This window comes from Mitsuaria sp. BK037, assembly GCF_014193045.1.
Lineage (GTDB): Bacteria > Pseudomonadota > Gammaproteobacteria > Burkholderiales > Burkholderiaceae_C > Roseateles.
In genome coordinates, this window is the sequence record NZ_JACHYS010000002.1 from 814,024 (window position 1) to 839,319 (window position 25,296).

Annotated in this window: 16 protein-coding genes; 7 read left to right on the top strand and 9 right to left on the bottom strand. The window is 69.8% G+C overall.

Annotated features, from left to right (window positions below):
* The first annotated feature begins 39 nt into the window (after positions 1–39).
* From FHT37_RS15635 to FHT37_RS15655, 5 genes are all read left to right on the top strand, one after another.
* Positions 40–1,377: a GDSL-type esterase/lipase family protein gene (locus FHT37_RS15635; RefSeq protein WP_183482678.1), complete on the top strand. Its 1,338-nt coding sequence runs from the start codon at positions 40–42 to the stop codon at positions 1,375–1,377.
* A 51-nt stretch (positions 1,378–1,428) separates the two neighbouring features.
* Positions 1,429–2,832: a GH1 family beta-glucosidase gene (locus FHT37_RS15640; protein WP_221211100.1), complete on the top strand. Its 1,404-nt coding sequence runs from the start codon at positions 1,429–1,431 to the stop codon at positions 2,830–2,832.
* Between the two features lie 8 nt (positions 2,833–2,840).
* The gene (locus FHT37_RS15645; RefSeq protein WP_091727621.1) at positions 2,841–4,301 is read left to right on the top strand and encodes an MFS transporter; all 1,461 of its coding nucleotides are present in this window, start codon (positions 2,841–2,843) and stop codon (positions 4,299–4,301) included.
* A 122-nt stretch (positions 4,302–4,423) separates the two neighbouring features.
* Positions 4,424–5,806, top strand: coding sequence for a glycoside hydrolase family 5 protein (locus FHT37_RS15650; protein ID WP_183482682.1), 1,383 nt, complete (start codon positions 4,424–4,426; stop codon positions 5,804–5,806).
* 138 nt (positions 5,807–5,944) lie between these two features.
* Positions 5,945–6,451 carry a hypothetical protein gene (locus FHT37_RS15655; protein WP_183482684.1) on the top strand — a complete coding sequence of 169 codons (507 nt, stop codon included), beginning with the start codon at positions 5,945–5,947 and terminating at the stop codon, positions 6,449–6,451.
* A gap of 181 nt (positions 6,452–6,632) precedes the next feature.
* On the opposite strand, the gene FHT37_RS15660 is transcribed toward FHT37_RS15655, so the two are convergent.
* A complete protein-coding gene (locus FHT37_RS15660) occupies positions 6,633–7,340 on the bottom strand; it encodes a bifunctional 2-polyprenyl-6-hydroxyphenol methylase/3-demethylubiquinol 3-O-methyltransferase UbiG (RefSeq protein WP_183482686.1) in 708 nt (235 codons plus the stop codon).
* Positions 7,341–7,646: 306 nt separating this feature from the next.
* On the opposite strand from FHT37_RS15660, the gene FHT37_RS15665 reads away from it, so the two are divergent.
* Positions 7,647–8,636, top strand: a complete 990-nt coding sequence (locus FHT37_RS15665) for a LacI family DNA-binding transcriptional regulator (protein WP_183482688.1) — start codon at positions 7,647–7,649, stop codon at positions 8,634–8,636.
* A 137-nt stretch (positions 8,637–8,773) separates the two neighbouring features.
* Positions 8,774–10,033, top strand: coding sequence for a sugar MFS transporter (locus tag FHT37_RS15670; protein WP_183482690.1), 1,260 nt, complete (start codon positions 8,774–8,776; stop codon positions 10,031–10,033).
* 3 nt (positions 10,034–10,036) lie between these two features.
* On the opposite strand, the gene FHT37_RS15675 is transcribed toward FHT37_RS15670, so the two are convergent.
* The 8 genes from FHT37_RS15675 to FHT37_RS15710 form a co-directional block, all read right to left on the bottom strand.
* A complete protein-coding gene (locus tag FHT37_RS15675; RefSeq protein ID WP_183482692.1) occupies positions 10,037–12,361 on the bottom strand; it encodes a GH92 family glycosyl hydrolase in 2,325 nt (774 codons plus the stop codon).
* Positions 12,362–12,364: 3 nt separating this feature from the next.
* Entirely contained in the window at positions 12,365–13,849 is a 1,485-nt protein-coding gene (locus tag FHT37_RS15680) for a glycoside hydrolase family 125 protein (RefSeq protein WP_221211101.1), read from the bottom strand.
* Positions 13,846–16,425 (bottom strand): glycoside hydrolase family 3 C-terminal domain-containing protein, encoded by a 2,580-nt coding sequence (locus tag FHT37_RS15685; protein ID WP_221211102.1) that lies wholly within the window; start codon positions 16,423–16,425, stop codon positions 13,846–13,848. Before FHT37_RS15685 ends, FHT37_RS15680 begins: the two co-directional genes overlap by 4 nt.
* Positions 16,426–16,543: 118 nt before the next feature.
* On the bottom strand, positions 16,544–17,608 hold the full coding sequence (locus FHT37_RS15690; RefSeq protein ID WP_221211103.1) for a sialidase family protein: 1,065 nt from the start codon (positions 17,606–17,608) through the stop codon (positions 16,544–16,546).
* A gap of 8 nt (positions 17,609–17,616) precedes the next feature.
* Positions 17,617–18,318, bottom strand: coding sequence for a copper homeostasis protein CutC (locus tag FHT37_RS15695; protein ID WP_183482695.1), 702 nt, complete (start codon positions 18,316–18,318; stop codon positions 17,617–17,619).
* Positions 18,315–19,691 carry an alpha-L-fucosidase gene (locus FHT37_RS15700; RefSeq protein WP_183482697.1) on the bottom strand — a complete coding sequence of 459 codons (1,377 nt, stop codon included), beginning with the start codon at positions 19,689–19,691 and terminating at the stop codon, positions 18,315–18,317. The genes FHT37_RS15695 and FHT37_RS15700 overlap by 4 nt, the downstream gene beginning before the upstream one ends.
* 73 nt (positions 19,692–19,764) lie before the next feature.
* Entirely contained in the window at positions 19,765–22,437 is a 2,673-nt protein-coding gene (locus tag FHT37_RS15705) for a TonB-dependent receptor (protein WP_183482698.1), read from the bottom strand.
* A 183-nt stretch (positions 22,438–22,620) separates the two neighbouring features.
* Positions 22,621–25,296 (bottom strand): glycoside hydrolase family 2 protein, encoded by a 2,676-nt coding sequence (locus tag FHT37_RS15710; RefSeq protein WP_183482700.1) that lies wholly within the window; start codon positions 25,294–25,296, stop codon positions 22,621–22,623.

A 25,296-nucleotide genomic window follows, 5' to 3' on the forward strand; every position in this document is an offset into this window, starting at 1 on the left:
ATGTCCTCGATCGTTTCGCCCCTCCCGCCCCCCGACACCATGAAGTTGAGCCCGATCCTCCTGTCCGCGTCCGCCGCCCTCACCTGCGCGACCACCGGCGCGCAGGCCGCCGACGCGCCGCCCGCGCCCTCCGACGAACTGCGCGTCTTCGTCGGCCAGCCGATGAAGGGCTACCAGCTGACGATCGGCGACTTCGAGCGCAGCGCACCGCTGACCGGCGATCGCGCCGACTCGCCCCCGGCGCCCAAGCCCGAGTCCCCGAACACCCGGATCTCGGCCCGGCGCAGCGGCAAGGACGGCGCGCGCGACGCGGTCACGATGAGCTGGCAGGACACCTGGTATGCGAGCCTGCGCGTGACCGGCGACACGCCCGTCGACCTGCGGCCTTACCTCGCGCACGGCACGCTGGAGTTCGACATCAACGTCAAGGACCTGAGCCAGGGTGGGCTCTCGTTCAAGCTGGCCTGCGGCGACGGCTGCGAGCGCAAGGTCAATTTCCTGCTGCCGGGCCGCGCGCTCGAAGGCCAGGGGTGGCAGCGGCTGTCCTTCGCGCTGTCGTGCTTCCATCGCGACGGCGACGACTTCAGCCGCGTGACGCTGCCGTTCTCGGTCGAGACCGGCGGCCGCGGCGAGCTGTCGATCGCCAACGTGCGCGTGCTGCGACGCGGCCAGCCCAACGCGGTCTGCCCGAACTACCGCACCGAGTCGGTCACGCCCTCGCCGCTGCTGCAGTCCTGGTCGCTGGACTGGTGGATGCCGCGCCACGAGCAGAAGCTGGCCGCGATCCGCGCGATGCGCGAAGCGGGCAAGAACCCGTCGGTGGTGTTCATCGGCGACTCCATCACCCAGGGCTGGGAGGATGCCGGCAAGGCGGTCTGGGCCGAGCACTACGCGCGCTACGACGCGCTGGACCTGGGCTTCGGCGGCGACCACACCGAGAACGTGCTGTGGCGCCTGCAGCATGGCGAGATCGACGGCATCGCGCCCAAGGTCACCGTGCTGATGATCGGCACCAACAACACCGGCGACCGGCAGGACGAGCCGACGGCCACGGCCGCCGGCATCCGCCGCCTGATCGACGAGATCCGCATGCGCCAGCCCGCCAGCAAGATCCTGCTGCTGGCGATCTTCCCGCGCGATCCCAAGCCCGACGGCCGCGGTCGCCGCCTCAACAACGAGATCAATGCGCTGATCCGCGGCTTCGCGGACGGCGAGGTCGTCCACTTCCTCGACATCGGCGCCTCACTGACGAATCCCGACGGCACGCTGTCGGCCGAGGTGATGCCCGATTGGCTGCACCCCTCCGAACGCGGCTACCGCCTCTGGGCGGAAGCGATGAACCCGACGCTGCTGCGTCTCCTTGAAGTCTCCCGCTGAGCCGGCCCTGTCCGCGCCGGCCCCGATCCACCCTGACCCATGAGCAGTCCCTTGAGTTCCACCACCGCTCCCTCGCCGCTGTTCCCGCTGACGCCGCTGCCGGCCTTCGGTTACGCCTCGCCCTTCCCGGCCAGCTTCGTGTTCGGCGTCTCCGCCTCCGCGCCGCAGATCGAGGGCGCCGCCTTCGAAGGCGGCAAGGGCGAGTCCAACTGGGACCGCTTCAGCCGCCAGCCCGGCGCCGTCCATGGCGGCGACACGCTGGACGTGGCCGTCGACCACTACCACCGCTTCGACGAGGACTTCGCGCTGATGGCCTCGCTGGGCCTGAAGGACTACCGCATGTCCATCGCCTGGCCACGCATCATTCCCGACGGCACCGGCGCGGTGAACGAGGAAGGCATCGCCTTCTACCGCCGCCTCTTCGCGAGCATGCGCAAGCACGGCATCACGCCCTGGGTCACGCTGTTCCATTGGGACCTGCCGATGGCGCTGGAGGAGCGCGGCGGCTGGACCTCGCGCGAGACCGTCGACGCCTTCGCGCGTTATGCCGAGGTCGTCGTGAAGGCCTTCGCCGATGAGGTCAAGCACTGGATCACGCTCAACGAGATCCGCTGCTTCACGATGCTGGCCTACGGCTTCGGCACCAAGGCGCCGGGCCGCCGCGAGCCGGAAGCCGTCGTCAACCAGACCTACCACCATGCGATCGTGGCCCATGGCCACGCGGTGCGCGCGGTGCGCCAGCACGGCGGCCCGGGCGCCCAGGTCGGCCTGACCGACAACTGCGACGTCAGCGTGCCGGTCAGCGAAAGCCCCGAGGACATCGCCGCCGCGACCGCCTGGTTCCGCGACCGCAATGCCCACATCCTGGGCGCGATCCACGCCGGCCACTATCCCGAGTCCTACCTGAAGCGCGTCGGCGCCGCCGCGCCCAAGGTGCTGCCCGGCGACTTCGACCTGATCAGCCAGCCCACCGACTTCCTCGGCCTGAACATCTACACCGGCCACTACGTGCGCGCGGCCGACAACGAACAGGGCTACGAGCAGCTCGCGCTGCCGAAGAACTACCCGCGCGCCGATCCGCCCTGGCTGCACCTGGTGCCGCAGTCGATGTACTGGGCGCCGCGGATGGTGACCGAGCTCTACGGCCACCGCTCGATCTACATCACCGAGAACGGCTGCGGCTACGACGACGAGCCGGTGACCGACGGCGAATGCCACGACCTGCACCGGCGCGACTTCGTGCGCGGCCACCTGCGCGAACTGCACCGCGCGATCGGCGACGGCGTGCCGGTGAACGGTTATTTCCTCTGGTCCTTCATCGACAACTTCGAATGGGAGGACGGCTACCAGCGGCGCTTCGGCATCGTGCATTGCGACTACGGCACGCTGCTCCGCACGCCCAAGCTCTCGGCGCGGTATTACGCCCGCATCGTCCAGGAACGCCGCATCCTCTGAGGCCCGCCATGAGCGCCACCAGCCTGACCTCCTCCGACTCCGGCACCGCGCCGGCGCCGCACGTGATCCGTCCCGCCGACCGCGTGCCAATGCCGCAGAAGGTCGGCTACGGGCTCGGCTCGATGATCGACCTGTGGGGCCACTGGCTCTACGCGTCGCTGGCCTTCCACGTCTTCAACGTGTTCCTGGGCGTCGCGCCGGGCCTGATCTCGACGGCGCAGATGATCAAGATCTTCATCGACGCCGCGTCGGATGCGATCTTCGGCTGGATCTCCGACAACACCCGCACCCGCTACGGCCGGCGCCGGCCCTTCATCCTGGTCGGCGGCGTGCTGGCGGGCATCGGCCTGCCGCTGATGTTCGCCGTCGGCCGCGGGTGGACGGACATGCAGTACTTCATGTTCATGGTCATCTCCACCGCCATCTACGTGCCGGTGATGAGCTGCTTCAACATGCCGTGGCTGAGCCTGGGCTCGGAGATGACGCCCGACTATCACGAGCGCACCAACGTGATGTCGATCAAGAACGCGATCCAGAAGGCGCCCGAGCTGGCGATGTTCTTCGCCGCGCAGTTCACGACGCTGGCCTGGTTCCACGACGCCGACGGCAAGCCCGACATCCTGCGCGGCGCGCAGACCTACTGCGCGCTGCTGGGCGCGGTGATGGTGGCGGTGTCCATCGTGATGTTCATGACGGTGCGGGAGCGCTACTACGAGAAGCTGGTCGCGCATTCGCAGACGCACATCCCCTTCGCCGACACGCTGTGGCGCACGCTGCGCTGCCGGCCGTTCCGGCACATCCTGGGCATGATGCTGGCCTACGGCATCGGCACGGCGATGGTGTCGGCGCTGGGCTACTACGCCACCGTCTACTACGTCTGCAAGGGCGACATCGCGCTGGCGACCAAGTGGAACACCGCGATGGGCGTGGCGGGCATGGTGTTCGGCTTCCTCGGCATCCCGTTCTTCAACTACATCGCGCGGCGCCACGGCAAGCGCGCGGCGCTGGCGCTGGTGCTGTCGCTGGCGATCTGCGCCTTCATCGGCGACTGGTGGCTCTACGACCCCGAGCGCCCCGCGCTGCAGCTGCTGGCCTGCGGTTTCGTCGCCTTCACCGGCGCGGGCTTCTGGACGCTCTACGGCTCGACGGTGGCCGACGTCATCGACTACGACGAGCTGCAGACCGGCCAGCGCCGCGAGGGCTCGTTCGCGGCCTGCCAGTCGTGGATCTCCAAGGTCGGCATCGCGCTGGGCGTGGGCGCGTCGGGCTGGATCCTGCAGTTCACCGGCTTCGATTCGAAGCTGCCGGTGCAGAGCGACCACGCGATCTTCATGATCCGCATCCTGCTGTCGGCCATCCCGGTGCTGGGCCTGCTGCTGGCGCTGATCTCGGTGTCGCGCTTCGAGTTGACCGAGCGCGGCATGGCCGAGATCCGCGCCCGCCTCGAGGCCCAACGCGGCGCCGTCTGAAGGCGCGCCGGCCGGTGCCGGCGCCCGCTGTCCCTCTGCTGTCTATCGAGTTTTCCAGAGTCCTCGCCGGACCATGCGCGCGACCGCGCGCATGCCCATCACAAACTCACGGAGACAAGACGATGAAGACAAGAACCCTGGCCGCGCTGCTGATGGCGGCGACCGGCCTGACGAGCGGACTGGAGGCGGGCGCGCAGAGCTGCTCGCCGACGGCGATCAAGCCCTACGTCAGGGTCGGCAGCGGCGCCTGGAGCAACACCTCGTCGGCGACGGTGGCCGCCGGCGGCACGCTGACGCTCGGACCGCAGCCGACCAGCGGCGGGTCGTGGTCCTGGACCGGCTGCGGCGCATCGGCCAACACGCGCGAGCTGGGCCTGACCGCGAAGGCCAGCTGCACCGCGGTGGCGACCTACACCAACAGCTGCGGCGCGAAGTCGACGCAGAACTTCGTGCTCACCGTGCCCGGCATGCGGGACCTGACCAGCCTGCAGCTGTCCAAGCTGATGGGCGCGGGCTGGAACCTGGGCAACTCGCTGGAGGCCATTGGCGGCGAGACCGCGTGGGGCAATCCGGCGGTGACGCAGTCGATGTTCAACGCGGTGAAGGCGGCCGGCTTCAAGACGGTGCGGATCCCGGTGTCCTGGAAGCAGTACGCCGATGCCAACGACAACATCAGCGCGACCTGGATGGCGCGCGTGACGCAGGTCGTCAACTACGCGCGCAACGCCGGCCTGTACACGATGATCAACATCCACTGGGATGGCGGCTGGATGCAGCCGACCTATGCCCAGCAGTCGGCGGTCAATGCGCGCATCACCAAGTTCTGGACGCAGATCGCCAACAACTTCAAGGGCTACGACGACACGCTGCTGTTCGCGGGCACCAACGAGGTGATGGTCGACGGCGACTACGGCACGCCGACGGTCGAGTACTACACGGTGCAGAACAGCTTCAACCAGACCTTCGTGAACGCGGTGCGCGCGACCGGCGGCAACAACCTGGCGCGCCACCTGATCGTGCAGGGCTTCAACACCAACATCGACCACACGGTGAATTTCGCGACGATGCCGAGTGACTCGGTGGGCCGCCGGTTGATGATGGAAGTGCACTTCTACGACCCCTACAACTTCACGTTGAACCAGAACAGCAGCATCTGGCAATGGGGCGCGGGTGCGACCAGCGCGGCCAACACGGAGACCTGGGCGAACGAGGCCTACATCGACGGCCAGTTCCAGAAGATGAAGACGCGCTTCGTCGACCAGGGCATCCCGGTGATCCTGGGTGAGTTCGGCGCGATCCGCCGCACCGAGTACGCCGGCGCGGAGACGTATCGCACGGCGTGGGACCGCTACGTGGCGCGCGCGGCGTGGACGCGTGGCGCGGTGCCGGTCTACTGGGACGCGGGTTATCCGAACGACAACCACAGCATGGGGCTGTTCGACCGCAACACCGGCGCGGTGGTCTATCCGTCGATCGTCAGCGGCATCGTCGACGCGGCGAAGTGAGGGTGCGCGCGGCGGCGCTTCCACTTGCCTACGCATGGGAATCCCGCTTGCCGCAGGGCCAGGGGCGGCGAGCGCCAGCCGCCCGGCAGCGCGTCCCGAGGACGCGCCGCTCCCCGCAACGACTCTCCCCCGCACGCCATGCCGCAAGACGATCAGTTGAAGAAGGAAGCCCAGCGCCTCGCCGGTGAAGCCAAGCACCCCAGCGAGAAGCTGCCGACCTACCAGGAGCTGCTGGACAGCGCCGTCGAGGACACCTTCCCGGCGAGCGATCCCATCGCCGTCGGCGGGGCGACCAAGATCGCCGAGCCGCACACGACCCTGCGCGACGCGAAGGACTGGACGCTGAAGCCCGGCAGCGAGTTGCCGCCGGGCGGCGATGCGGCCCCGACGGCATCGGCCGGCGGGCCGGAGCTGTCCGCGCCCTGCGAGGGTTTCGTCGAGCGCCCGATGACCCTGCAGGCCACCGTCGAGGACGCGGTGCAGGTGCCTCGCGGCCCTTGCACGATCGAGCAGAGCGAGCACCGCGCGGTGCTGCGCTGGACCGAGGACGGCCAGGACCGCTGCGGCTCGATGGCGATCGAGGACTATCGCGACCGCCTCGCCGACGGCGCCTTGCGTCGCGGCGAGCGACGCGACGCGGGATGAGCGACACGAGCTGGCGCATGCATCGAGCTCCGGCTCGGACCGCCGCGGCTGAGGCCGCCGGCTCGCAATCAGCCATCGCACCACGCCCGGCTCAGAGGTCGACTCGCTGAACATTTCAAGCGGAATCGCCGTCCATCGAACGGCTGTTGCGGTGAATCGCGGGAGGCCGGGGAACGCCCGGTCAGCGCCGCGGTTTCGCGGCGAACCAGCGACGCGCGTCGTCGAGGGCCACTGGTGCATCGAACCCGTGATCGCGCAGCAACGCCGCGATCTCCGCTTCGTCGAGCGGCACCAACGCGAAGGCGTGCGTCCACGCGTCATCGCCCATGACATAGCGCAGCGTCATGCGGACTTGTTCGATGCCATCGACGGTGGCGCGCGCCAATGCGGTGACGTCGATCGACAGCTCGCTCGATCGGCTCAGCGGTCCGAGGGCGGCGGTGCGCAGCCAGTGGGCGTCCTGGCATTGAAGGATCAATTGGCCGTGCGGCGCGACATGGCGGGCGGCGGCGGCGATGAAGGCGCGCCGGACGGTGGCATCGGCGTGATTGATGAGGCCGCTGGGCAGGAGCACGACATCGAAGCGCTCGCCGAGATCGAGCCGCTCGATGTCGGCGTGGATGCGGCGCACGCGGTCGGAGACGTGGGCCAGCATCTCCGCGGAGTTGTCGACCCCGGTCACGGTGCAGCCGAAGTCCAGGAGTCGATGGGCGAGCAAGCCGGTGCCGCAACCAAGGTCAAGGACTGAAGTACCCGCGAGGAAGTGCGAGCGCAGGTGATCGATCTCGCCGGCGTACCTGGCGCGGCGGTAGAGCTCGACGGAGCAGCCGTCGTGGGTTTGGCTACCCGGGCCGGTGCCAGTGAAGTGGGGTTCGCGGGTGGCGTCCATGTTGTTGGTCGCAGTGGCGGGGCGTTCCGGCCAATCGCGTCCGACCATTCGGACGCGAGCGTCATTCTGACCCGGGGTCGCGCCCGACGCGCGTTCCGATGATTGAGGCAAGGCCCATCCCCGGTTCCGTTTAGACGCGTCTGTCTTGTTTAGTAAATCCAGATAAAGACAGCGCTGGACAACCGTTCCGATTGACCCTCGCGGCAGGGCCGATCTATAACGAAACCCCGATGACAGAACGACTGGCGGGCAAGCTCGTCTTAGAGACCGTTCTTCACGAGGTGTTTAGTAAATGTTCACGCGTCCATGAGCCAAGTCACGATCCGAGACATCGCGCAGGCGACCGGTCTGTCGTCCGGCACCATTTCGCGCGCGCTCAAGAACCAGGCGGGCATGACCGATGCCACCCGCCTCAAGGTCCAGGACGCCGCCCAGCGGATGGGCTACGACTTCTCCCAGCTGCGCAAGGTGCGCATCCGGCGCATCGCCTTCCTGCTGCACAGCCAGCACAACACGCTGGCCTCCAGCCCCTTCTTCTCGCCGGTCCTGCATGGCGCCGAGGAAGCCTGCCGGCGCGAGGGCATCGCCCTGTCCTTCAACGTGGTCGGTCCCGCCGCGCCGGTGATGGAGCAGATCCGGCTGCATCAGCCCGACGCCCTGCTGTGCGCCGGCTTCTTCGAACCCGAAGTGCTCGCTGCGCTGAAGCAGACCGGCAAGCCCATGGTGCTGATCGACATGCAGCAGCGGGGCTTCACCTCGGTCAATCCGGACAACGCGATGGGTGGCTACCTCGCCACCCGGCATCTGCTGCGCAGCGGCCGCCGGCGCATCGCGATGCTGTCCGGGTCGCTGGCGCACTTCAGCATCGAGCAGCGCAACCGCGGTTTCCGTCGTGCGCTCTTCGAGTCCAGGACGCTGGCCGATCCCGACCTCGAGGTCATCGTTCCTCAACTGGGCGACGGCGACAGCGGCGTCGTCGAGGCGATGCAGCGCCTGCTCAGCCTGCCCAAGCCGCCCGACGCCGTGCTTTGCTACAACGACAGCACGGCCCTCGTGGCGATGGCGCATTGCCGCGGCCAGGGCATCAAGGTGCCGCAGGACATCGCCATTGTCGGCTTCGACGACATCAGCGGCGCCGCCACCAGCGTGCCGCCGCTCAGCACGCTGCGGGTGGACAAGGAGGCGCTCGGCGCCGCCGGCGTCGACCTGCTGCTGCGGCTCAAGCCCGAGGACCCCATCGAGGAACTCGTCCTGCCGGTCGACCTGGTCGTGCGTGAAAGCAGCTGCGACGACTAGCGCCCTGCCTCCCGCGTCCCCCGAGCCACTGCGGGCCGGCCTCGCGGCGTGACACCGCAAGGCCTTGACCCCCTGACGCTTCGACGCAGCGACGCAGCGAAAGCGTCACGGCGATCCCATCACGAGACGGAGACAACATGGAACACGTATCCCCCCGCCCCGCCGCGGCCGCATCGGGCGCGGCCGCCGGACCCGCCACCAGTGACAGCGGCCACAGCGGCGCGCTGGTCATCGTCACGGTGCTGTTCTTCATGTGGGGGCTGATCACCTCGCTGAACGACATCCTCATCCCCCACCTCAAGGCCATCTACACGCTGAGCTACGTGCAGGCGATGATGGTGCAGTTCTGCTTCTTCGGCGCCTACTTCATCGTCTCGCTGCCCGCGGGCGCGCTGATCCGGCGCCTGGGTTACCAGCGGGGCGCGGTGGCGGGCCTGCTGATCGCGGCCGTGGGCTGCGCGCTGTTCTACCCGGCCTCCTTCGGCGGCTATGGCCTGTTCCTGCTGGCCTTCTTCGTGCTGGCCTCGGGCATCACGGTCCTGCAGGTCGCCGCCAATCCGTACGTGACCGTGCTCGGTCCGGCCCGCACGGCCTCGAGCCGCCTCAACCTTACCCAGGCCTTCAACTCGCTGGGCACCACCATCGGTCCCGCCGCCGGCGGCCTGCTGATCCTGTCCATCTCCGGCGCCGCGGCCGGCGCGGCATCCACCGTGCGCGGCCCCTATCTCGCGCTGGCCGCCGCGCTCGCGCTGCTCGCGCTGTTCTTCCTGAAGGCCAGGCTGCCGCGCATCGAGGACGGCGAGGACCTCGCCCTGGACGGCGAAGGCCACGGCTCGGCCTGGGCGCACCGCCATCTGGTGCTGGGCGCGATCGGCATCTTCCTGTACGTCGGCGCGGAGGTGAGCATCGGCAGCTTCCTCATCAACTTCCTGGGCGAAGGCAACATCGCCGGCCTGGCGCATGCCGACGCCGCGCGCTACGTCAGCCTGTATTGGGCCGGCGCCATGGTCGGGCGCTTCATCGGCTTCGTCGTGATGCGCTCGGTGAGCCCGGGCCGGACGCTGGCCTTCAACGCCCTGGTGGCGATCGCGCTGGTGCTGACCGCCACCTTCGGCCACGGCAGCGTGGCGATGTGGGCCATCCTGGCCGTGGGCCTGTGCAACTCCATCATGTTCCCCACCGTCTTCAGCATGGCCATCCACGGCCTGGGCCGGCACACCGGCCAGGGCTCGGGCATCCTGTGCATGGCCATCGTCGGTGGCGCCATCGTGCCCTTCGCGCAGGGCGCGCTGGCCGACCACCTGGGCGTGCAGCTGTCCTTCCTGCTGCCGGCCGCCTGCTATGCGTTCATCCTCTACTTCGGGGCACGCTACGCCTCGATGTATGTGAAGCAGTGATGTTCAGACGGCCGCGGGCGGCCGCGATGCCGGCGCCGCGCCGAAGCCGGGATTGGGCTCGGCCCCCATCGTGAACACCAGCCGGCCGCCCTGCATCAGGCTGGCGTGGTCGATCCAGCTGCGCGTGTGCGGCTGCCCCCGCCAGGTCACCGACTGCACGTAGATCCGGTCGGGGCCGTTGCCGCGCGCCTCGATTTCCAGCGTCCTGCCGCCCGGCAATGCGAGCTCGGCGCGCTCCACCAGTGGACTGCCGAAGACATAGCGCGCGCTGACCGGATCCACCGGGTACAGCCCCAGCGCGCTGAGCACCAGCCAGGCCGACATCTGCCCGCAATCCTCGTTGCCGGACAGGCCGTCGGGCCGGTCGCTGTAGAGCGTGTCCATGATCTGCCGCACGCGCGCCTGCGTCTTCCAGGGCTGGCCAGCGTAGGCGTAGAGATAGGCGATGTGGTGGCTGGGCTCGTTGCCATGGGCGTATTGGCCGATCAGCCCCGAGATGTCGGGCGGCGCGCCGGGCAGTTGCTCCGAGCTCGTGGTGAACAGCGCATCGAGCTGGGCGACGAAGGCCGCCTCGCCGCCGAAGAGCGCCATGTAGCCGGCCACGTCGTGCTGGTTGAGGAAGGTGGCCTGCCAGGCATTGGACTCGGTGAAGTCGCGCCAGCGATCCGAATGGCCCAGCGCCCGCGGATCGAAGGGCTCGGCCCAGCGGCCGTCGGCCAGGCGCGGCCGCACGAAGCGCAGCGCCGGATCGAAGACATGGCGATAGTTCAGCGAGCGCTGGCGCAGCAACTCCGCGTCCGCCTCGGCGCCGACGCCCCGCGCGAGGCGGGCCAGCGCCCAGTCGTCGTAGGCGTACTCGAGGGTCTTGCTGGCCGCCTCCTCCTCGCGGTCGGACGGGATGAAACCCAGCCGGCGGTAATCGGGCAGACCGCGGTACGCGTCGTCCATCGCGCGCTGGCGCCACAGCGGCCAGGCGCGCTGGAAGTCGATGCCGGCGAAGCCCTTGGCCTGGGCCTCGGCCAGCACCACCGCCGAGTGGTAGCCGATCATGCAGCCGGTCTCCCGGCCGTGCAGCGGCCACACCGGCACGCCTTGATCGCTCTGCTCCGCCATGCGGATGAGGCTGTTGACCAGGTCCGGCACGCGCGCCGGCGTGAGCATCGTCAGCAGCGGATGCAGGCTGCGGTAGGTGTCCCACAGCGAGTACTGCGTGTAGTTGCGCTCGCCGGGCGACAGCTGATGCACGCGCAGGTCCATGCCGCGGTACTGGCCGTCCACGTCGCTGAACAGGGTCGGCGCGAGCAGGCTGTGATACAGCGCGGTGTAGAGCATGCGCTGATGCCGCTCGTCGAAGGTCCGCAGCCGCAGCGCGGCGAGCTCGCGCTCCCAGGCCGCGCTCGCCGACGCGCGCACCTGCTCGAAGTCCCAGCCGGGCAGTTCTTCGCGCAGATTGCGCAGCGCACCCTCCGCGCTGACGTAGGAGATGCCGCACTTGACCAGCAGCGGCTCGCCCGCCTCCGAGCGCCAGTGCAGCGCCGCCAGCAGCTGCGTCCCGCGCGAGACACGCGTGGCCGCGCCGTCCGCGCCGTTGCCGTTGAACACCTCGAAGCGCTCGAAGGGACGCGAGAACTGCATCGCGAAGTAGACCTGCCGGCCCTGCGCCCACTGGTCGACCGCGCGGCCGCCGAGCAGCGTGTCGTCGCCGACCACCTCCAGCTCGGCCCAGGGCACGCGCGTGGGAACGCCCGGCTTGTCCTGCATGCCATGACGCAGGTCCACCGTCAGATGGCTGCGCGTGTGCGGGCCGAAGCGGTAGCGATGAAGACCGACGCGCTCGGTGGCGGTGAGCTCGACGGTGACGTCGCGATCGCGCAGCGCGACGCGGTAGTAGCCGGGCTCGGCGGACTGGTCCTGATGCGTGAACGGCGCGCGCCAGCCCAGCTCCGGATTTCCAGGCGGTCCGGGCTGCCGCCGCACCTCGCCGACGCAGGGCATCACCAGCACGTCCAGCAGGTCACCGATGCCGGTGCCGCTGAGGTGCGTGTGGGAGAAGCCCATGATCGAGCGGTCCTTGTCGTGGTAGCCCGAGCAGGCGTCCCAGTCCGCGTTGTAGGTGTCGGCGCCCAGCTGCACCATGCCGAAGGGCCGCGTGGCGGCCGGCGTGGTGTGACCGTGATCGCCGGTGCCGATGAACACGTCGACGTGGCGGGTGAGGCGCTCGTCCGCGGGAACACCCGGGGACAGGGCCTGGCGCGCGGGGCCGGCGCAGCCGGTCAGCGGCAGGCCGGTGGCGAGCGCCATCTTGAGCAGGTCGCGGCGTGAGGTCATGGATCAGCTCGATTGCAGCAGCGCGGGCCGATGCCGCGCCAGGTTCAGGATCAGTTCGCCGAACAGGCCATTGGCCCAGGCAAACCAGGGGCGGGTGAAATGCGCGGCGTCGTCCTGGTCGAAGGCCTCATGCATGAAGCCGGTGCCCGCATGGCTGGCCTGCAGCCAGCGCAGGCACTGGCGGATCTCCGCGTCGCCGGCGGCCGTGGCGGGCGCGGTCAGCGCCTTCATCGTGAGGGACATCGGCCAGATCATGCGCAGGCCCTCGTGCGGCCCGCCGGTGCCCTCGGCCACGCGGCCGCGGAAGAAGTACGGGTTGTCCGGGCTCCAGACCCGCGCGCGCGTGCGGCGGTAGAGCGCATCGTCGACCGCGCAGACGCCCAGGTAGGGCAGGCTGAGCAGGCTGGGCGCGTTGGCGTCGTCCATGAAGAACTGGTTGCCGAAGCCGTCGACCTCATAGGCCCAGACCTCGCCCGCCGGCGTGCGCAGCCGCGCGTGGCGGCGCAACGCGGCCGCGACCTCGTCGGCCAGGGCCTTGGCCTCGCTCGCCAGCGCGGCGTCGTGCAGCACTGCGTCCGCCATCGCCGCGAGCTGGCGCAGCGACACGACGGCGAACAGGTTGGCCGGCACCAGGAACGGGAAGACGCAGGCGTCGTCCGACGGCCGGAACATCGAATGGATCAGCCCCACCGGCCGGCCCGGATGGCCGTAGCCATCGAGGACCAGTGTCTCGGTGGCCGCCTCGGCCTTGCGCTGGAAGCGGTAGGGACCGGGACCGGTCTTGCGCTGCTGCTCGCGCATCGTGCGCAGCACCGCGCGCATCGCCTCGGCCCATTGGGCATCGAAGGGCGCGGTGTCGCCGGTGGCGCGCCAATAGCCATGGGCCAGGCGGATGGGCCAGCACAGCGAGTCCAGCTCCCACTTGCGCTCGGAGACGCCGGGCCGCATCTCGGTCAGGTCGCCGATGGCCCACTTGAGCTTCGTGCGCGCCTGGGGATCTTCAAGGAAGGCGTTGGCGTAGGGGTCGATCAGCAGACAGCGCGCATGGCGATGGATGACGCCGCGGATCAGCCGCCGCAGCGCATCGTCCCCACGCGCGAAGGGCAGGTAGGGCCACACCTGGGCCGACGAGTCGCGCAGCCACATCGCATCGATGTCGCCGGTGATGACGAAGGTGTCGGGCTTGCCGTCGACGATGCCCTCGGTCACCGTGGTGTCCAGCGTGTTGGGCAGGCAGTTGCCGAACATCCAGGCCAGCTCCGGATCGCCGATGCGGCGCTGCAGGTCCGCGATGGCGGCATCGACAGCGGGGCTGATGAAGCGGCGCTGAGCGGGCGGAGGCCGCGAGCTGGCGAAGCGCGCATCCGAACCAGGGGGACGATCGGCCGCCAGCGCGCGGGTCATGCCCAGACCGCTCAGTCCACCGGCCAGGCCGAACCCAAGCAGCGCGCGCCGCGCCGGCGAATCGATCATGTCCGGCCCCTTCATCGCGGCAGCTCCTGGCGGCCCTGGATCTCGAAGCTGGCGCGCAGCACCTCGGCATGGCCGGGCTGGCCGCCGCCCACCGCGAGGCGGTAGCGGCCCGGCAGCACCGCGCGCACGCCCGACGCGTCGACCTGGCTGAGCGCGCGGGCATCGAGCTCGAATCGCAGCGTGCGGCGCTCGCCGGCCTTCAGCGGCACGCGCTGGAAGGCCACCAGCGCGTGCGCCGGCGCCACGGCCAGCGGGGTCTCGGGCTCGAGGTAGACCTGCGCCACTTCGTCGCCATCGCGATCGCCGGCGTTGGCCACCTCGACCTCGACCGTGAGCGCCTCACCCGCGTTCAGCACCGCGCTCGACACGCGCGGCGCCTGGTAGGCGAACCGGGTGTAGCTCAGCCCATGCCCGAAGGCCCACAGCGGCGAGCCCTTGAAGTAGCGATAGGTGCGGCCCTGCATGCCGTAGTCGGCGAAGGGCGGAAGGTCCCGCGCCGAGCGGTAGAAGGTTACCGGCAAGCGCCCTGCCGGGTTGTTGATCCCCAGCAGCGTCTCCGCGATCGCCTGCCCGCCGGCCTCGCCCGGATACCAGGCGGCCAGCACCGCGTCCGCGTGCTCTGCGGCCCAGCGCAGCGCCACCGCGCTGCCCGACTGCAGCACCACGACCAGCGGCTTGCCGGTCGCCTGCACCGCCTGGAGCAGGCGCTCCTGCGCCGCGGGCAGGTCCAGCGAGCTGCGGTCCCCGCCATCGAACCCGGGCACCTCCAGCTGCAGCTGCTCGCCTTCCAGATCGGGCGACAGGCCGACGAAGGCCACGATGGCATCGGCCTGGCGCGCGGCCGCCACCGCCTGCGCCAGTTGCACATCGGCGGGCGCCTGCCATCGCAGCGACAGGCCCTGGTCCTCGCCTGTATGCAGCCATTCCACGCGCAAGGTCCGCGGGCGATGGTCCGTGACCTTGATGGTGGCGGGGGCCTGGTCGCCGTCGCCGTCCTGCAGCAGCTTGCCGTCGAGGTAGAGACGAACGCGGTCATGCCCGTCGCAATCGAAGCAGCGCTCCACGCGCAGGCCCAGCCGGTACTCTCCGGGTGCCGGCGGCAGGAACTGCCCCGACCAGCGCACCGAGTACCCGCGCGGTGGCAAGCCCGCCGCGGGCGGCGCCCGGTTGAAGTCGAGGTTCAAGGTCGCATCGTCGCTGGCTGCGACAGGGTGGCCGGCGAGGGTCGCGTTGGCGAAGACCTCGCGGCGCAGGCCGGGCCTTCCCTGCGGCGTGCGCAGTGCCGCCTGCGGGACGGCCACCGGCACGCCCTCGGCCAGCGCAGAGCCCTGGGCGGCGACCACGCGCGAGGGCCCAAGCGCCTGGCGCAGACCGGCCAGTGGCGTGACCGGATCGGCCGCCACGCCGTGGTAGTTGGCGTGCAGGTCCTCGAGCAGCTCGGCGGTCGGACCAACGACGGCCACGCGGCTGCGCGGCGACAGCGGCAGCACGCCGTTGTTCTTCAACAGGACCATGGACTCGCGCGCGGCGCGCAGCGCGAGCGCGCGACCCGCGGCCCAGTCGATGGACGGCGCGGCGCTCGCGGGCGAGAACAGGCCCAGCCGCAGGCGGGCCTCGAAGAGACGCCGCAGCGCGCGATCCACGTCGGCCTCGCTGACGCGGCCGCTCGCCACCGCGCGGCCCAGCGCGGCGAAGCTGCGGCCGCAGTTCAGGTCGGTGCCCGCCTGCAGCGCCCGCGCCGAGGCCTCCGCGTCATCGGGCGTGGTCTTGTGGAAGAGCGTCATGTCCTCGACCGCGTCGCAGTCGGTCACGACGAAGCCCCGGAAGCCCCAGTCCCGGCGCAGCCGGTCCTGCAGCAACGCCGTGTTCGCGCAGGCGGGCGTGCCATCCAGCGCGTTGTAGGCGCACATGACCGAGCCGGCGTGCGCCTGCGTCACCGTGGCCCGAAAGGCCGGCAGATAGCTGTCCTCCAGGTCGTGGGCGGACGGGTTGACGTTGAAGGCGTGGCGATCCTTCTCCGGCCCGCTGTGCACGGCGAAATGCTTGGGGGTGGCGATCACCAGCGGGCGGCGCTCGTCGGGGCCTTGCAGCCCTTGCACGAAAGCCACGCCCAGGCGCGCGGTGAGGACCGGATCCTCGCCATAGGTCTCCTGCCCGCGGCCCCAGCGCGGATCGCGGAACAGGTTGATGTTGGGCGACCAGATCGTCAGGCCGCCGTAGCGGGCGGAGTCGCGCGACACGCCCGGCGGCGGCGGCGCGGACTTGGCCCGCGCCTGCGCGGCGATCACGCCGCCCACCGCGTGCAGCAGCGGCGCGTCCCAGCTCGCGGCCAGGCCGATGGCCTGCGGGAAGACGGTGGCCCGGCCGTTGCGCGCCAGGCCATGCAGGCCTTCGCTCCACCAGCCATAGGCCGGCACGCCCAGACGCTCGATGGCGGGCGCGCCGTCCTGCAACTGGGCGATCTTCTCGGCCAGGCTGAGCCGGCTCACCAGATCGGCGGCGCGCTCGGCGTCGCCCAGGCGGGCGTCGAGATAGGGCGGCACCGTCGCCGATGTCCGCGCTGACGGCGCCGGCTCGGCGGCCGTTGCCATCGATGCCATCGATGCCGGCAGCAAGGCCGCGAAACACAGCCACGGCATCACGTGCATGCCGCACCCCCCGCGGCGCTTCGGCGCCGCCGGTGAAAGGGAAAGCGCCCGCCTGACGGCGTCAGCCCAGGCGGCGCGGGTCCAGTTGCACATGCCGGATGTGGCTCCGTTGGTAGGTGTAGGTGAGATGCACGAGACCATCTCGTGTCTGGATCGCGGCCGGGTAGGAGAACTCCTGGCCCGGCTCGTCCTCCAGCGTCGCGACGGTGCGCCACGTGTGTCCGCCGTCGCCGGACAGCGCCAGGTCCAGCCGGTCGCGGCCGACCCACCAGTCGTTTCCCTGCTCGCGCGGGTTGAAGACCATCAGGATGCGGCCATCGGCCAGGCCCAGCGCCTCGATGCCCGCATTGGGATTGGGCAGCGAGGTCAGCGCAGCGGCCGACCAGCTGCGTCCGCCATCGCGCGAGCGCGTGACGGCGATGCGGTTCGCCCGGCTGCGCGCGAAGGCCAGCACGCTGCCATCGGGCCGAACGACCAAGCTGGGCTGGATCAGCCCGTAGCCCTTCGGATCGGCCACCGGCACGTTGGGCAGCCAGCTTTGGCCCATGTCCCGGCTGCGCTCCATGTGCAGGCGCCAGCGGCCCGCTTCGTCCTCGGTGCTGGACGGGCACAGCAGCGTGCCGTCCGCGAGCATCAGCGGCTTGCTGCGGATCGGACCCAGCACGCCGTCAGGCAGCCGGCGCGGCGGGGACCAGTGGTCGCCGCCATCGTCCGAGCTGATCAGCTCGCCCCACCACTGCCGTGGATCGGGGCCGACCTTGTAGAAGAGCAGCAGCGTGCCGCCGCGCGCGGCGCTGGCCTGGAACAGGACCGGGTTCCAGGTGGGCAGCGGACTGCCGTCCGGCTGCACGCCGTCCGCGATCGCGCGAGGCGCGCTCCAGGCACCGGCCCGCAGGCGCGAGCACCAGATGCGCACATCGGGCGCGCGCTCCGCGGTGCCGCCGAACCAGGCGGCCATCAGGCTGCCGTCCGGCAGTTCCACGAGCGTGGACGCATGCACCTGCGGCGTGGCCGGTTGGTCGTCGATGAAGCGTTTGTGGAGTTCGAGCTCCGCGCCCCAGGCGCGCGGCCCGGCCGCGCCCGCCAGCGCCGCGCCCAGCAGCCGCCTTCGGGACAGACCGGGCACTCGCCGCGTCATAGCGCCTGCCGCAGCGCGGCGATGCGCGCGGCGTCGATGCCGGACGCGAAACTGCCGCCGGTGCGCGCGCCGCTGCCCACGTGGTACTGCCGCGCGCCGATGCGGCGATGCAGCGCGGCCAGGTTGCCCGCGTGCACGCCCGCGCCCACCAGCGGCTCGACGCCCTCGCCCAGACGCCAGCGCGTCACGAGTTGGGCGAGCAGTTCGGCGCCCTCCTCCGCGGTCGACGCGGCCCCCGAGCTCAGCAGCTGCGTCACCGCGCCGCGATAGGCGCTCAGCTCGCTGAAGGCGCGCACCGGATCGCGCGCGTCGTCAAAGGCCCGATGGAAGGTCAGCGGCAGGCCATCGGCCCATCCGAGCACCTGATCCAGGGCCGCACGATCGATGTCGCCGTTGGCCGTCAGCGCGCCGAAGACCAGGCCATGCGCGCCGGCGTCGCGCACCATCGCCACGCCCTCGCGCACCTGGCGCATGTCGGCCTCGTCGTAGCAGAAGGACCGGGCGTGGGGCCGCACCATGACCATCACCGGCAGACGGCACTGCCGCACCACCTCGTCCACCACCTGCGCGCTGGGCGTGAGCCCGCCCTGCGCGATGTCAGACACCAGCTCGATGCGGTCCGCGCCGGCGGCCTCGGCCTCGCAGGCGTCCCGGGCCGTCAAGGCGATGACCTCGATGAACAGGGGCGCGCCGGTCATGGAGCGGCGAACAGCTTGAACTCGCGGATGGCCGCGACGCCGACGCTGTTGGTGATGCGCAGCCGCACGCGGCGCGCGCTCACCGGCGCGAAGCGGTCGATCTTCATGTGCCCGACCGCCTGCGCCTGCGCCAGCGTGACCCAGCGGCCGCCGTCCCAGGCCTCGATCCGGTAGCCGCGCACATGCTGGCCATCCTCCAGGCGCTCTATGGTCAGCGCGCGGTCGATCGTCACGGTCTTGCCGAGGTCCACCTCCAGCACGCCGCGGTTGGCCTCGGTGACGGTCCAGAAGGTGTCGTCGTCGTTGTCCAGCGCGGCCTGCGCGCGCGCATCGGTCTTGACGTGCGTCGCCGCCACATTGGCGGCGTTCCCGTAGCGCCGCTCCAGGGCCTGTCCGAACTCGGCCAGACGCGTCACGTCCGCGTCGGGCAGCAGGCCGTGCCGGTCGGGCGCGATGCCCAGCACCAGCTGACCGCCGCGGCCCACGCTGTCCTCGTAGTTGCGCATCAGCTCGTCCACCGTCTTCAGCGACGCGGCGAATTCCGGCTTCGAATTCCAGAACCAGAAGTCCTTGTGCAGCGGCGTGTCGACCTCCACCGGCCGCCAGCGCAACTGGCCATGGCGGTCGATGACGTTCCAGTTCTCGCCCTCGATGACGCCGACCTCGTTGCCGACCCAGCGGATGTCGCCGTACTCGAACAGCGCGGTGTCGGCGAACACCACGGCATTGGGCTGATAGGTGCGCAGCTTCGCCACGTAATGCTCGAAGTCGTAGACATGCCCGTCGCTGCCCGCGCCGTCCAGCCACCACTCGACCAGCGGGCCGTAGCCGGAGGCCAGCTCGACCAGCTGGCCGGTGTAGAAGACGTCATAGGCCTTGGAATCGGCGTAGCGGGGCTCGTGCCGGTCCCAGGGCGACAGATAGACGCCCATGCCCATGCCTTCGCGCTTCACCGCCTCCGCGGTCATGCGGACCAGGTCGCCCTGGCCGTTCAGCCACGGGCTGGACTTGACCGAGTAATCGCTCTGCTGCGTCGGCCACAGCGCGAAGCCGTCGTGGTGCTTGGCCACCAGCACCAGGTAATTGGCGCCCGCCGACTTGGCCGCGCGCGCCCACTGGCCGGGATCGACGCGGTCGGGATTGAACACGGCGGTCGGCGCCTTGCCGTCGCCCCATTCGCGGTCCAGGAAGGTGTTGGTGCCGAAGTGCACCAGCACGCCGAAGCCGCGGTTCTGCCAAGCCACCTGCTGCGGCGACGGGGTCGTCGCCGAGAACGAGTCCGCGGCGCATGCGGCCGTCCAGGGCGCCGCCATCGTGGCCATGCCCAGCGCCACGCCAAGCGCCGGCAGCCTCTTGATCAACGATCGGTACATCTCGGGATCCATCACGGTCACAGGAAAGGGCCGGCCGGCTCGCGCGAGCCGGCCGGCCCCGGTCACGTCACGCTCAGAGCTTGAAGTTCATGCCCAGCATGATGGTCCGGCCGTTCTTGTAGAAGCCGGTGGGCGCGTCCTTGTTGCCGCTGAACTGGTAGTAGGTCTGGTCCAGCAGGTTGGTCGCGCTCAGGCTGATGCCGATCTTCTTCGTGATCTCGTACGAGGCCGACAGGTCCAGCTGCTTGTACTGGTCGGTGAAGTCCTGCGAGTTCAGGCGGCCGATCTGCGTGAAGTACTGCGAGCGCCAGCTGTAGACCAGGCGCGCGGTGAAGCCCGCGTATTCGAAGTACGGAATGATGTTGACCGTGTTCTTCGACAGGTAGGGCAGGTTCAGGCCTTCGCCGGTGTCCGCCTTGGCATAGGTGTAGTTGCCCTGCAGGCCGAAACCGTAGCCCAGGTTCTGCTGGTACATCAGCGACAGGCCCTTGACCTTGGCCGAGCTGGCGTTCACCGGCGAGCTGATCGAGAAGGTCCGGTTGTTGATGACGCGGTCGTTCGTCACGTTCACGACGTAGTTGCTGACGTCGCGGTAGAAGAACTCGGCGCCCACCATGCTCTGCGGCGCGAAATACCACTCGCCGGCCAGGTCGAAGTTGGTCGACTCGTAGGGCTTCAGGCCGGGATTGCCGCCGCTGCCGGTGCCCTTGACCAGGTCCAGGTTGGTCGCGCCCGCGAGGTCCGAGTAGCGCGGCCGCGCCAGCACCTTCGCGACCGAGAAGCGCAGCACCTTGCTCGAATCCAGGTCGTAGGCGGCGTTGAAGCTGGGCAGCAGCTTGTTGTAGCTGGTGTCCGTCGTGGTCGGCGCGTAGGTCGTGCCGCCGTCGTTGGAGAGGTAGTAGTTCGAGTCGTCCTTGGTGTGCACGTAGCGCAGGCCGAAGTTGCCGCGCAGGCCGCCGACGTCGTAGTTGAACTGGGTGTAGAGATTCGACGTGGTCTCGCGCACGCTGAAGGTCGAGCCGTAATCGATGTTGAACGGCCCTTGCGGCTGATTCAGCAGATAGCTCTTGACCTGTCCCAGATCGGCGGTGGGCCAGTTGCGGATGTCGCCGCTGACGTCCAGGCCGTCGTACAGCCCGGACGGCGCATTCGAGTTGCCGAACTGGTCCAGCGTGATGTCGCTGGTGGTGTTGATGCGATTGCCGCGCGCGTTGACACCGTTGTCGTGCTTGATGAACTTGGCGCCGACCATCACTTCGTTGATGGGCCCCAGGTCCAGCTTGTGGGACAGGTCGACCTGGCCATAGCGTTCGCGGTCGCTGCTCTCGGCGTAGTAGATGCCGCCGGCCTGGTACTTGCCGTCGATCTGCGCGCCCGGCGCGGACCCCGCCGGCGCGCCCGGCAGGCCCCAGTTGGAACGGCTGCCGTCGTCGTAGACGATGCCGGCCTGCTTGGGACCGTAGTTGAAGGAGTAGCCGCCCGACTTCAGCAAATACTTCATCAGGTATTCCGGCGACTTGCCGCCGGAAGCCGAGGTGTAGCCGACCTGGCTGGAGAGCTTCCAGTCGTCGGCCTTGTACTCGTGCTGCAGGTTCAGGCTCTTGGTGACGACGGTGGACTCGCGGTAGTTCGCGTCCAGTTCGGCATAGGGCTGGTTGCCATTGCCGGCGCCGGCCGTCACGGTCGCCGCGGTGATCAGGCCGTTGTTGACCGTGGCCTTGGTGATCTTGTCGATGTCGCCGCAGCCGGGGCAGGCATAACGCGCCTCGCTGTAGTTGTTGTACTGGCCGTGGACATAGATGCCGGTCAGGTTGAACTCGTTGCGGGTATCGGGCTTCCATTGCAGCGCGCCCTGCAGGCTGTCGCGCTGGCGGGTCTGCTGGAAGAAGTCGCTGTCGATGGCCACCGGCATGCGCGCGGTCTGCGGATCGCCGCTGCCGGAGATCTGCGCCGTCGGGCTGATGCCGTTGCCGGTGGTGTAGCCGAAGAACTCGATGCCGGCCTGCGACAGCGTCTGCTTGTCATGCGAGGCGGCGATCAGCGCGCCGAAGTCGTTGCTCTCGTTCTTCCAGCTGTACAGCACCGAGCCGCGCGGATTGCCGTCCTTGGAGCGGTCGTTGTAGCTGTAGCCCAGCGAGCCGCGCAGCGTGTTGGCCGGCAGGTCCAGCGGCTTGCGGGTGTGGATGATCACGGTGCCGCCGATGCTGCCCTCGTCGATGCGGGCCTCGGGCGACTTGTAGACCTCCATCGTCCCGATGATCTCGGGCGACAGCAGCGTGTAGTTGAAGGTGCGGCCGCTGGTGTCGCTGGGATTGCCGCCCCAGTCACCCGAAGCGATGGTCTGGCCGTTCACCAGCACGCGGTTGAGCGCCGGGTCGGTGCCGTTGATGCTGACCTTCTCGCCTTCGCCGTACAGCCGGTCCACCGCCACGCCGGGCAGGTGGGCGAGCGATTCCGCCGCATTGGTGTCGGGGAACTTGCCGATGTCCTCGGCGCTGATCGCGTCGACGATGGAGTCCGCGTTGCGCTTGATGTTCATCGCGCGCTGCAGGCTGGCGCGGTAGCCGGTCACGTTGACCGTGTCGAGCGCCTTGGCCTTGGCATCGCGCGAGGCGTCCGGCGCGGCGTCCGGGGCGGAGGCGGCGGGGCTCGGCGGCGGGGCCGCCTGCGCGAACGCGGCCGGTCCGTAGATCGCGGCGATGGCGGTGACCAGGGTGGATTTCAGGAGGAGTCGATTCGGTTTCATGGTCGCAGTCTTCTTGGTGAGGGCCGTGAATGGAGGGGCGGTCGATACCGCGTCTTGGAATTGCTCTTGTCCCTGGGTTTCAAATTAGCTACTGCACATCGAGGTCGATCCGCTTTTTGGGCGGACGATCTGTTCCCTGGCGTCGGTCCCGCGGTGGCACAGCCGTGCGCCGCCGCGGTCCATTCAGCGGACTGTCGAATCCGCCAGGGAACGAAGATTCAGGTGGGCCTGCAAGTCGCCCGGCGAGGCCGTGGCGCGCAACGGAATCAGCACTTCCTCGCCGGCGCGGATGTCGAGCGCGTTGTCCGCCAGCTCGACCTCCAGCGGTCCGAAATCGATCCACACCGCACGGGCGAAGGACTGGGTCTTGATCGCGAGCCGCCACGCGTCGGCACCGCCGGCGGGATCCCGCTCCAGGCGCGTCTGGAAGCCCGGATCGGCCAGCTTCAGGTCGCGGGCGGGCACGAAGTACACGGTCTGGCGGGCCACCGCGCGGCCCTGCACCAGCAGTTCGACCTCGGCCACGGTGCGCGCCGGATCCGCGCCTTGCAGCAGCTCGGCATCGGCGCGGTGCCAGACCGGCGTGACGGCCAGCGGCCGCGCGGTCACGGTCGCGCGCTCCGAACGCAGCACGCGGCCGTCCAGGTCCGACACGCGCAGGCGCAGCTCGGCGTCCTGGGGCTGGGTCCTGTCGGACACCACCGCGATCTCGGTCTCGCCGGCGCGGCGCAGCGCCGTCACCGTCGTGTCCGCGTAGAAGCGGCGCGCATGGAACTGCAGCGCCTTCCAGCGGCCGGAGACATCCACGCTGGACCAGGACGCGCCCGGCCACACGTCGTTGAGCTGCCAGTAGAGCGAGCCCATGGACCGCGGACGCCGGCTGCGCAGATGGCTGGCGGCCAGCTCGATGCCCTCGGCCTGCATGACCTGGCTGAGGTAGACGAAGGACGCGAAGTCCTTGGGCTCGCCATAGCCCTTGCGGATGTAGAAGAGCAGGCGATCGTTGCCCACGTCGGGTCCCGCGGCCACGCCGAATTTCTGATGCGCGCGCATCACCGGCGAGTCCAGCCGCAGGTCCTGCGGACCGGCGAAGCGGGCGATGGTGCGCATCTCGGGGTAGGACTGCAGGCCGTACTCCGACATGAAGCGCGGCGTGGTGTCGAGGAAGGTCTCGACCGGCGCGGAGCCGCCCCACACGCGCCAGAAATGCATGTCGCCATCGTCCATCTGGCCGGACGGTCCCTCCAGGTCGACGCCCGGCGAGGTGGCCCAGTAGGGCACGTCGGGCGCCTCGCGCTGGACGACGCCGCGCAGCACCTCGCCGAAGAGCTTGAGGTTGGCGCTCCACAGGCGCTCGCGCTCGTCGGGGGACAGCTTGTTCTTGAAGGCCAGCGTGGCGTCCCAGGTCTCCCAGTCGGCCTGCACCTCGTTGCCGCCGCACCAGAGCACGATGCTCGGGTGGTCGCGCAGCCGGCGCACCTGCTCGATGGCTTCCTGGCGGACGTTCTCCTGGAAGGCGGTGTCGGCCGGCAGGATGGCGCCGCCGAACATGAAGTCCTGCCAGATCAGCAGGCCCAGCGCATCGGCCTCTTCGTAGAACGCATCGCTCTCGTAATAGCCGCCGCCCCACAGGCGCAGCATGTTCATGTTGGCGCGCCTGGCGCTGAGCAGCAGCGCCCGCTGGCGCTCGCGCGTGACGCGATTGGGGAAGCTGTCCAGCGGGATCATGTTCGCGCCCTTGGCGAACACGGGAATGCCGTTGATGACGAAGGCGAAGCTCCGGCCCCAGGCGTCCTTCTCGCGCCGCAGCTCGACACTGCGCAGGCCGGTGCGGCGCTCGGCATGGGCCAGCTCGACGCCGTCCTGCGTCAGGCTGGCGCGGAAGCGGTACATCGGCTGCTCGCCATAGCCGGCCGGGAACCAGCGCCGGGGCCGCTCGATGCGCACCGGGACGCTCAGCGCGTTGCGGCCCGGGTCCAGCACCACGTCGCGGGTCAGCGTGAAGGGCGCGCCCTCGGGCGGCGTCACCTCGACCTGCAGCCGGGCGCTCCCGCGGCGGCCGGCCTGCACCTCCAGCTCGGCCGCGAGCTGCGCCACGCCTTCATCCACGCGCGGCTGGCGCACGTGGAAGTCCTCGATGCGCAGGTGATCCCAGCTCTCCAGGCGGACCGGCTGCCAGATGCCCAGGGTCACGAAACGGGGGCCCCAGTCCCAGCCGTACTGGTACTGCGCCTTGCGGACATAGGTGGCGGTGGCCACGCCCTTGGGCTCGTCGCCGAACTGCGAGTCATAGGCGCCCGGCAGCGCGTAGGGCTGCTTCAGCAGCCAGGGCTGCATCTTCCTGATCGGCGATTGCAGCCGCACGAGCAGCGTGTTGCGGCCCGGCTTGAGCAGCGCCTTGGCCGGCAGACGCCAGCGGCGGAACATGTTGTCCGTGGCGGCCAGAGCCTGCCCGTTGAGGCTGACCTGCGCGAAGGTGTCCAGGCCGTCGAAGACCAGTTCCACCTGCTCGCGCGACAGCGTCGCGGCATCGACGTCGAAGGACAGCCGGTACTCCCAGTCCGACAGGCCGATCCATTGCAGCCGGGCTTCGTTCTCGCCGTGGAAGGGATCGGGGATCAGGCGCGCGTCCAGCAGGTCCGTCTGCACCGTGCCGGGCACGGTGGCGCCGCGCCAGTCCGCGGCCTCGGGGTGCGCCTTGGCGGCCTCGGGATCCGCGAGGCGGAACTGCCAGCCGCTGTTCAGCGGCTGCGTGTGCAGCTGCGCCAGCGCCCAGGGCGCCGCGCTGCCCAGCAGCGCGGCCACGCCCAGTCCGCGCAGTGCGCGGCGGCAGCCGGTGAGGAAGGGGATGGGAGGCAT

Excerpts from the sequence above, each read along its gene's own strand:
- FHT37_RS15705 (WP_183482698.1), bottom strand. The coding sequence starts at position 22,437 with ATGAAACCGAATCGACTCCTCCTGAAATCCACCCTGGTCACCGCCATC.
- FHT37_RS15700 (WP_183482697.1), bottom strand. The coding sequence starts at position 19,691 with ATGTACCGATCGTTGATCAAGAGGCTGCCGGCGCTTGGCGTGGCGCTG.
- FHT37_RS15650 (WP_183482682.1), top strand. The coding sequence starts at position 4,424 with ATGAAGACAAGAACCCTGGCCGCGCTGCTGATGGCGGCGACCGGCCTG.
- FHT37_RS15665 (WP_183482688.1), top strand. The coding sequence starts at position 7,647 with ATGAGCCAAGTCACGATCCGAGACATCGCGCAGGCGACCGGTCTGTCG.
- FHT37_RS15670 (WP_183482690.1), top strand. The coding sequence starts at position 8,774 with ATGGAACACGTATCCCCCCGCCCCGCCGCGGCCGCATCGGGCGCGGCC.
- FHT37_RS15680 (WP_221211101.1), bottom strand. The coding sequence starts at position 13,849 with ATGAAGGGGCCGGACATGATCGATTCGCCGGCGCGGCGCGCGCTGCTT.
- FHT37_RS15655 (WP_183482684.1), top strand. The coding sequence starts at position 5,945 with ATGCCGCAAGACGATCAGTTGAAGAAGGAAGCCCAGCGCCTCGCCGGT.
- FHT37_RS15660 (WP_183482686.1), bottom strand. The coding sequence starts at position 7,340 with ATGGACGCCACCCGCGAACCCCACTTCACTGGCACCGGCCCGGGTAGC.
- FHT37_RS15675 (WP_183482692.1), bottom strand. The coding sequence starts at position 12,361 with ATGACCTCACGCCGCGACCTGCTCAAGATGGCGCTCGCCACCGGCCTG.
- FHT37_RS15635 (WP_183482678.1), top strand. The coding sequence starts at position 40 with ATGAAGTTGAGCCCGATCCTCCTGTCCGCGTCCGCCGCCCTCACCTGC.
- FHT37_RS15695 (WP_183482695.1), bottom strand. The coding sequence starts at position 18,318 with ATGACCGGCGCGCCCCTGTTCATCGAGGTCATCGCCTTGACGGCCCGG.
- FHT37_RS15645 (WP_091727621.1), top strand. The coding sequence starts at position 2,841 with ATGAGCGCCACCAGCCTGACCTCCTCCGACTCCGGCACCGCGCCGGCG.
- FHT37_RS15710 (WP_183482700.1), bottom strand. The coding sequence starts at position 25,296 with ATGCCTCCCATCCCCTTCCTCACCGGCTGCCGCCGCGCACTGCGCGGA.
- FHT37_RS15685 (WP_221211102.1), bottom strand. The coding sequence starts at position 16,425 with ATGGCAACGGCCGCCGAGCCGGCGCCGTCAGCGCGGACATCGGCGACG.